A 7,316-nucleotide genomic window follows, 5' to 3' on the forward strand; every position below is an offset into this window, starting at 1 on the left:
ATAGAATTATGATACTCTTAGACAATTTTGATAAAAACATTGATTTTAATTATCCAAATAAGGATTACTTTGTAAAACTTAAAAATTTAAAATGGAATAAAGAAGCCAAAAAACTCCTAAATAAAATAGATAAAATTTATGGAAAATATGCTTCAACATGTACTGATGAAGTTTTTGATGAGAATCCAGATGATGGATATCCAATACTATTTGGTATTTTTTTAAGTATGAGTTGGAAATCTTTGATTTTACTTACTGGTTGTAGTGCTGTTAATGATGGTAGGGATGTTATGGGTTTTGATGATGTTGTTTGTGCATTTCAAACATATTTTAAATTATTGGATCTTATAAATAATGATTGAAGAATTGGTTTTTATGAAAGTTAGTAAGTTTTTTGCTGTTGTTTTAAGCGTTATGTTTTTTATCGATGTCATGTTTTTGATTTCAGCTGTTTTTTTGGAGTTTTTTCCAGGATTTAGTTTTTTTGATAATCAGATAGTGAGAATAGTTCTTTTACTAGTTGTCTTTGGAATAACGAATAGTTTTTATGGGTATATTTATGGAGATTTAGATAAAGAAGATATTGGAAATGAAGTTATTTATGGATCTAATGACTTATATAAAAAAATAATAATCCTGATTGTGGCAGGATTTTTTATATCCATGATTTGTTTATTTATTTTCATGAATTTATAATATGCATCTTATTCAATAATTATAAAATTTAATCATTACTCTTAATTTTTAATATTACTTTCAGTAAGGCTAGTATTCATGATAATAAAAATATAATAATAAATCTTAATATTTCCAAAAATATGTTTTGACATAATACTATAACTTCTAATAGAATGGATATTATATCATTTTATAGTTTAATTGTAAAATTAGTTGGAAAAAATAATTCATCTAATTCTAAAGTTATAGATACTAAATTAAGATCCGATGAAACTCACGAATCTTTATACATCAAAGTTAAAAAGTTAAAATTCTATTTTAAAGAGAATAATCAAAATATTTCTCTTGAAATGGATAGTAATAAAAAGAGCTGATTATTATGATTAAGAGAATAGGATGTATAATACTATTAATTGTTTTGGTTAGTAGTATTAGATATTTTTTAATTTTTAGCAAGGTGTCTGAAAATCATGAAAAATTTGAGGATTCTCAGTGCTTGATTTGTGTGAAATAAAGATTATTTATTTCGTGTTATTAAAAATACAATTTAATATTTGGTAATTTTTAAATTTGGGTCTTTTAAATCGAAAGATTTAAATATTATGGGTCTTATATATTTTATCTGAATGTTAATTTATAGATTATATAAATTTTTTCAAACAAATGATAATTAATTTTTTTCAGATGATTTATTTATTAAGAACTTTATCAATTGAATATAATACTTTATTATTTTTTTAAAATAATACTATGATAATTTATTATTTTTTAAAACAATAATAAGTTAATTTAATTGCTTTTATTATTTTTTAAAACAATAATAAGTTAATTTAATTGCTTTTATTATTTTTTAAAACAATAATAAGTTAATTTAATTGCTTTTTAAAATTTTGATTTTAGAATTCTTTCCAAGCTTCTTTTATTAAATTCTTAAAATTATATGTATAGTTTATTATAAAAATGGTTAATTTTAATTATTTTTAAAACAATAAATTAAGTATAGATTATAATTAAATTATCTAATTTTATGTTTAGGAGATATGTTTAGTTTGAGATTGTTACTTCCAATTAGTGGATGGTCAAAAAATTATAATAAGTCTTTTTTGAGACCTGATATCATAGCAGGAATCACTATTGTGGCATTTATTATTCCTGAATCTATTGCTTATGCTGCTTTAGCAGGTTTTCCTCCTCAAACTGGTTTATATGCTGCTTTAGCTGCCTTGTTGGTTTATTTTATTTTTGGAACTTCTAAACAACTTTCAGTTGGTCCTACATCCACATTATCTCTTTTAATAGGTTCTACTATTGGAACTTTATCAATAGTAAGTCCTAATAATTTGATTATTTTAGGATCTTTTGTAGCTTTAGTGACAGGAATCTTTGGAATACTGGCTTGGTTATTTAGAATGGGATTTGTTGCGAAATTCATATCTCATGTGGTTATTACAGGATTTTCAACAGGTGTGGCATTTTTTATTGCTGCTACTCAACTCCCAAAGCTATGTGGAATCTCTGGAGCACCATTTGGATTTTTTGATAGTTTATTTTTCTTATTTTCTCATTTTAATGAAATACATTTGATTAGCTTATTCATTGGTATAATGACTATCATAGTCATATTGGTATTTGAAAGATTCATGCCTAAGATTCCTGGGTTATTGGTTGTAGTTATAGTTTCAACAGCTTTATTTTCTTTAACTGAATTTCAAGAACTAGGAGTTAATTTAATTGGTTTCATACCTTCTGGTTTACCTTTGATTTCCCTTCCACCAGTATCTACACTTCATTCAATGTCAAATTTTGATATTTTGAAAATTGTAGGTTTAGGATTTGCTTGTTTTATATTAAGTTATTCTGAAGGAATAGGAACTGCTCAAACCTTTGCTTGGAAATATAAATATAAAATTGATAACAATAGAGAGTTTTTTGCTTTGGGGGTTTCAAACCTACTTGCAGGTTTAACTCAGGGTTTTCCTGTTGGTGGAAGTATTTCAAGATCTGCTGTAAATGATGAAGCTGGTTCTAAGTCTCCACTTTCTAGTGGAGTTTCTGGCCTGGTTTTAGTTGTTGTACTTATTTTTTTCGTGAAATTCTTCTCTAATTTACCGGAACCAGTTTTAGCAGCTATTATTATCTTTGCAATATTAAAACTTGTAAAAATTCATACTTTAAAAGAATATTTTGAAGTAAATAAAATCGAATTTCTTTACGCAGTGGCAAATATTGCAGGTATTTTAATCTTAGGGATAGTAGAAGGACTAATTATTGGAATAATTATATCTGTATTGATATATTATAAAAAATATTTCTATAAAAACCGTTAATAAAGTAAATGGATAATAAAGCGTTTACTTGAAAGATGAATGGTTTTACTTGAAAAAATTGGTGTTGTGATTGGAGTATTGTGTTGTGATTGGAGTATTGTGTTGTGATTGGAGTATTGTGTTGTGATTGGAGTATTGTGTTGTGATTGGAATTAAAGTGTTTTAAGTAATTTTTTTCAGTAGATACTTTAAATCATTATAATCAATAGCTAATTCTCTATAAGCTAATTTTACATAATTTAAACTATCTTGGTGTTCTTTAAAATAGATTAAATGGGAGTTACAATTACAATCAGAACATCCAAATTTAGCTATTTCTTTTCCATTAGCTGAAATAAGATGAGCTAATTTACATTCAATTCTTTCTGTATTGATAGTAAAAATAATATCTTCAACTGATACCTCTTTCTCATTTAATAGATAATCAACATGCCAATGGACTTTTTTATCATTAGATATATGCCTTTTCAGTCTGGGAATTAGGGAGTTCATGGCTGAACCTATATAAACATAACTACCTTTTTCAAAGTTTATTTCTCCAAGTTTTCCAATAGCTATTTTTTTCTCTTTTTTGTTAGCTATTATTAAGCAATAGCTACCTTTCAAGACCTTTGTTTTCTGATTTTTTGATACCATTTTATCTCAATTAAAAGTACTTTTAGTTATATTGTTTTGGTGAAATTATTTTATTATTTTATATTTAATTTTTTTCTTTTTTATATTTATCAGTAAAAAATTTATAGTATTACAAATTACTTTATAATAGATCAGATTATTAATAATTAGATAATTAATAATTATCTTATTTAATAAATTTGATAAATAATTATTGGATATATGCTATATGTGATGGGGGGGGGGAAATTCACATCTTTTAACTCATTAATGATAATATGAAAATTAATATTAAAGCTAAAGGTCATAAAAATGTGACATCTAAACACAAGTCCACATTTGAATTGACCCAAGATAAAGGTATTGGAATAAGTGCAGATTGTATCATAGGCGTTTCTTCTGATAAAAATATGAATGATTTTTCAGATGAAATTAAAAAGAAAATAGCTAACAGAGACACGAAAATCAAGGTCATGCTTTCAACCACCAATGGAAATGATGAAATTATTGGCTATGGTCACCCTGATTTGACTTTGAATCATCCTACTGATATTGTATGTAGAAAAAGTAGTTATACATGCTCAAGAACTTTGATGATAAATTCAAATAAAGCTTCTTCAGATTTAAATCAAGACTTAATTAACGATTTAAAAAATGGAGCTATTTTAAATTGTCAGATTATTATTATTATTATTGATTAATTGTTTGAGATTATGTTATTATATTGTCAAATTGTTGATTAATTGTTTGAGATTATGTTATTATATTGTCAAATTGTTGATTGATTGTTTGAGATTATGTTATTATATTGTCAAATTGTTGATTGATTGTTTGAAATTATATCATTATATTCTCTTATGATATTAAAATTAAGAGTAAACTTTAAATACTTAAAGAAAGATAGGATTACATACTTGTTTTAATTACCTATTAAATACTGTTTAAGATAATAAGAACATAACTATGTTTTGTTTATCTAACTATTCACTTGCGGGGATGGTCGAGTGGTCAAAGGCGATAGGTTGAGGGCCTATTGAGTTAGTCTCTTCGCGGGTTCGAATCCCGTTCCCCGCACCATTTTTATAAAATTCTCTTATTTTATTCATTAATTTGATAGTTCTTTTTAAACTGTTATAATTGATTATATTAATAGCTAATTATTTTGTAATAATTAAAATAAGACATTTTTCCATTTTTATTTCCTTTTTTTAATTCTAGTAATCTTTAATTTTCTAATTCTTTTATTTTTGGATGAACTACACATAGTCAATATTATTAATTTATCATAACATTACTAATTTATATTAAATTAATTTTTTTAACTTTATAAAGTTGTATTGGGCTTTTTTTCATCATTCTAATAATTTTAGTAAAATTTTGCTATTAATAATTTTTTTCTTATTATCATAATATTTCAATGTTAATGTTATTATATTCGTAAATTCATTAATCTAATCATTAATTCAAAATAATAGTTTTAAATAGGATTAATTATAATATATTTATAGTTTAAATTCTCATAGAACTAATATTTTAATTGAAATAATATTTCTAATAATATAATTATTTTAAATTATTAATATTATTGATTAGTAATTACTAATTACTAATTACTAATTATTAAAGGACTAATTATTAAAGGTGTTAATATGAAAGCAGTTATACCAGCAGCAGGTCTAGGGACAAGGTTTTTACCAGCTACCAAAGCTCAACCAAAAGAGATGTTACCAGTTTTTGATAAACCAACTATACAGTATGTTATCGAAGAAGCAGTTGCTTCTGGAATTGATGATATTTTAATTGTTACAGGTAAAGGTAAAAGAACAATTGAAGATCATTTTGATAGATCTTTTGAATTAGAATACACTCTTAAAGAACACAATAAAATGGATTACTTAAATCAAGTAAAAGAGATCTCGAATTTAGCTGATATTTATTATGTGAGGCAAAAAAATCATAAAGGACTTGGAGATGCTATTCACTGTGCTAAAAAACATATTGGGGATGAACCTTTTGCTGTAATGTTAGGAGATACAATTACAAAATCAAATATTCCTTGTACCAAACAGCTAATTGATATTTCTAAGAAATACGATGCTTCTGCAATAGCTGTTGAAGCTGTACCATGTGAAAAAGTAGAGAGATATGGTATCATAAAAGGAGAAGAGGTTGAAAAATCTATATATAAAATTGACGAGTTAGTAGAGAAACCTAAAGTAGATGATGCTCCTTCTAATTTAGCTATTATGGGAAGATATGTTTTAACACCTGATATATTCGATCATTTAGCTAATACTAAACCAGGAATAGGTGGAGAAATTCAATTAACTGATGCATTGGCTAAATTAGAAAGTATTTATGGTCAAATATTCGATGGTCAAAATTATGATATTGGAAATCGTATTGAATGGCTTAAAACATCTATCGAATTCGCTATAGGTGATGAAGAAGCTCGTGATGACATACTTAGCTATTTAAAAGATATCTTAACTATTTATAAATGAACTCAGATGAAATTTATTTCAAAAGATTTTTTTATTAGTTTCTAAATGAACTCAGATGAAATTTATTTCAAAAGATTTTTTTATTAGTTTATAAATGAACTCAGATGAAATTTCTTTTAAATTTCAATTTTTCAGTAATCATAATATGGGAAATTCATATGAAAAATGATTCTAGCAATTCTGAAAGAAATGATACAACTATTAATTTTACAGAATTAAAAAAAGAATTAAAAAGTAAAAAGATTCAATTAAACAAAGCAAATGAGAGAATAGCTACCTTAAACAAAATGCTTGATTCATGTCATGAAAGACTTGATAATAATATTAATGAAAAAAGTAAGCTTTATGATGAAGTTCAAAAGTTTCAAGTAATGAAACTCAATCTCCAATTAAAAAAACTTGAAGATATAGAACAGAAATTTCTTAAATCTGAACACAGAGCAGAAGTTACAAAAAAACTTCTGGATGACTCAAAAAGAGAAATAGCTATTTTAAAAAGAATCATAAATGAATTTGAAAATTTAAGTTTCTATGATTTTATTAGAAATAATAGATCAAATAGCTATTCTAAATATTTCAAGAAGTAAATTGAAATTTTTGGGACTGTTAGCTTTTAGAAGCTTTTATTTCTTTAGATAATTGAAATTTGAGAATTTTGGTTATGCTATGATTTAATGTTGTTTCTATTTTTTTAGATATTTATTGAGAAAATTATAGTATTTATTTATGTAACTATGATAGCTATTTCTATTCTGGTCTTAATTTTTTAATGTATGGTGCTAATTTTTTGATTAAATCAATTTAATGTTTTAAAATCAATATTGATCTGGTTATTACCACTGGATTTATATATTATGGGTGATAATAGCTATTTTTATGAGAGAATTGGATCCTTTGAATGATTTTGCTGTTTTAAAGTGTATGGGTGAAAAAGGTGATGAGGAGCAGTTATTGTCTTTTATAAACGCAATACTTGAAAACAAAAACAAAATAATAACTGAAAATGGAATAAAAAACATTTCAATGGATGAAATATTAGATAATATAGAAATTAATGAGAATACTAAGTTATCTGCAGAAAAACTGAAAGATAAGTATTGTATACTTGATATAAGATCAAAAACATATAATAAAGAGATAATTATAGAAGCACAAAGACATAACACTGGTGAGATGATAAAAAGATCACTTT

At 24.7% G+C, this 7,316-nt stretch carries 9 protein-coding genes and 1 tRNA gene; 9 read left to right on the top strand and 1 reads right to left on the bottom strand.

Annotated features, from left to right (window positions below; translation table 11 throughout):
- The 4 genes from MBCUT_RS11415 to MBCUT_RS09680 form a co-directional block, all read left to right on the top strand.
- Positions 1 to 362, top strand: a 362-nt coding sequence (locus tag MBCUT_RS11415) for a hypothetical protein (protein ID WP_169805438.1), incomplete at its 5' end; no start/stop codon positions are given.
- A gap of 13 nt (positions 363 to 375) precedes the next feature.
- Complete coding sequence (locus MBCUT_RS09670) at positions 376 to 696, top strand: hypothetical protein (protein ID WP_157082572.1); 321 nt, start codon at positions 376 to 378, stop codon at positions 694 to 696.
- A gap of 155 nt (positions 697 to 851) precedes the next feature.
- The gene (locus tag MBCUT_RS09675) at positions 852 to 1,052 is read left to right on the top strand and encodes a hypothetical protein (protein WP_067260478.1); all 201 of its coding nucleotides are present in this window, start codon (positions 852 to 854) and stop codon (positions 1,050 to 1,052) included.
- Positions 1,053 to 1,718: 666 nt separating this feature from the next.
- Positions 1,719 to 3,005, top strand: coding sequence for a SulP family inorganic anion transporter (locus MBCUT_RS09680; protein WP_084270810.1), 1,287 nt, complete (start codon positions 1,719 to 1,721; stop codon positions 3,003 to 3,005).
- Positions 3,006 to 3,167: 162 nt separating this feature from the next.
- On the opposite strand, the gene MBCUT_RS09685 is transcribed toward MBCUT_RS09680, so the two are convergent.
- A complete protein-coding gene (locus tag MBCUT_RS09685) occupies positions 3,168 to 3,611 on the bottom strand; it encodes a GIY-YIG nuclease family protein (protein ID WP_084270811.1) in 444 nt (147 codons plus the stop codon).
- 287 nt (positions 3,612 to 3,898) lie between these two features.
- Here MBCUT_RS09685 and MBCUT_RS09690 point away from each other — a divergent pair, with 287 nt between their 5' ends.
- The 5 genes from MBCUT_RS09690 to MBCUT_RS09710 form a co-directional block, all read left to right on the top strand.
- On the top strand, positions 3,899 to 4,321 hold the full coding sequence (locus tag MBCUT_RS09690) for a DUF371 domain-containing protein (RefSeq protein WP_067260484.1): 423 nt from the start codon (positions 3,899 to 3,901) through the stop codon (positions 4,319 to 4,321).
- A 289-nt stretch (positions 4,322 to 4,610) separates the two neighbouring features.
- Positions 4,611 to 4,697, top strand: a tRNA-Leu gene (locus tag MBCUT_RS09695).
- A gap of 572 nt (positions 4,698 to 5,269) precedes the next feature.
- Positions 5,270 to 6,124: a UTP--glucose-1-phosphate uridylyltransferase GalU gene (gene galU, locus MBCUT_RS09700; RefSeq protein ID WP_067260486.1), complete on the top strand. Its 855-nt coding sequence runs from the start codon at positions 5,270 to 5,272 to the stop codon at positions 6,122 to 6,124.
- Positions 6,125 to 6,282: 158 nt separating this feature from the next.
- Positions 6,283 to 6,711: a hypothetical protein gene (locus tag MBCUT_RS09705; RefSeq protein ID WP_157082573.1), complete on the top strand. Its 429-nt coding sequence runs from the start codon at positions 6,283 to 6,285 to the stop codon at positions 6,709 to 6,711.
- A gap of 289 nt (positions 6,712 to 7,000) precedes the next feature.
- Positions 7,001 to 7,316: PD-(D/E)XK nuclease family transposase (locus MBCUT_RS09710; RefSeq protein ID WP_211263806.1), on the top strand; the 316-nt coding region annotated here is incomplete at its 3' end.

Source organism: Methanobrevibacter cuticularis, assembly GCF_001639285.1.
Taxonomy (GTDB): Archaea; Methanobacteriota; Methanobacteria; order Methanobacteriales; family Methanobacteriaceae; genus Methanobaculum; species Methanobaculum cuticulare.

Coding starts and splice junctions, on each gene's coding strand:
- MBCUT_RS09670 (WP_157082572.1), top strand. CDS start 376: ATGAAAGTTAGTAAGTTTTTTGCTGTTGTTTTAAGCGTTATGTTTTTT.
- MBCUT_RS09675 (WP_067260478.1), top strand. CDS start 852: ATGGATATTATATCATTTTATAGTTTAATTGTAAAATTAGTTGGAAAA.
- MBCUT_RS09680 (WP_084270810.1), top strand. CDS start 1,719: ATGTTTAGTTTGAGATTGTTACTTCCAATTAGTGGATGGTCAAAAAAT.
- MBCUT_RS09690 (WP_067260484.1), top strand. CDS start 3,899: ATGAAAATTAATATTAAAGCTAAAGGTCATAAAAATGTGACATCTAAA.
- galU (WP_067260486.1), top strand. CDS start 5,270: ATGAAAGCAGTTATACCAGCAGCAGGTCTAGGGACAAGGTTTTTACCA.
- MBCUT_RS09705 (WP_157082573.1), top strand. CDS start 6,283: ATGAAAAATGATTCTAGCAATTCTGAAAGAAATGATACAACTATTAAT.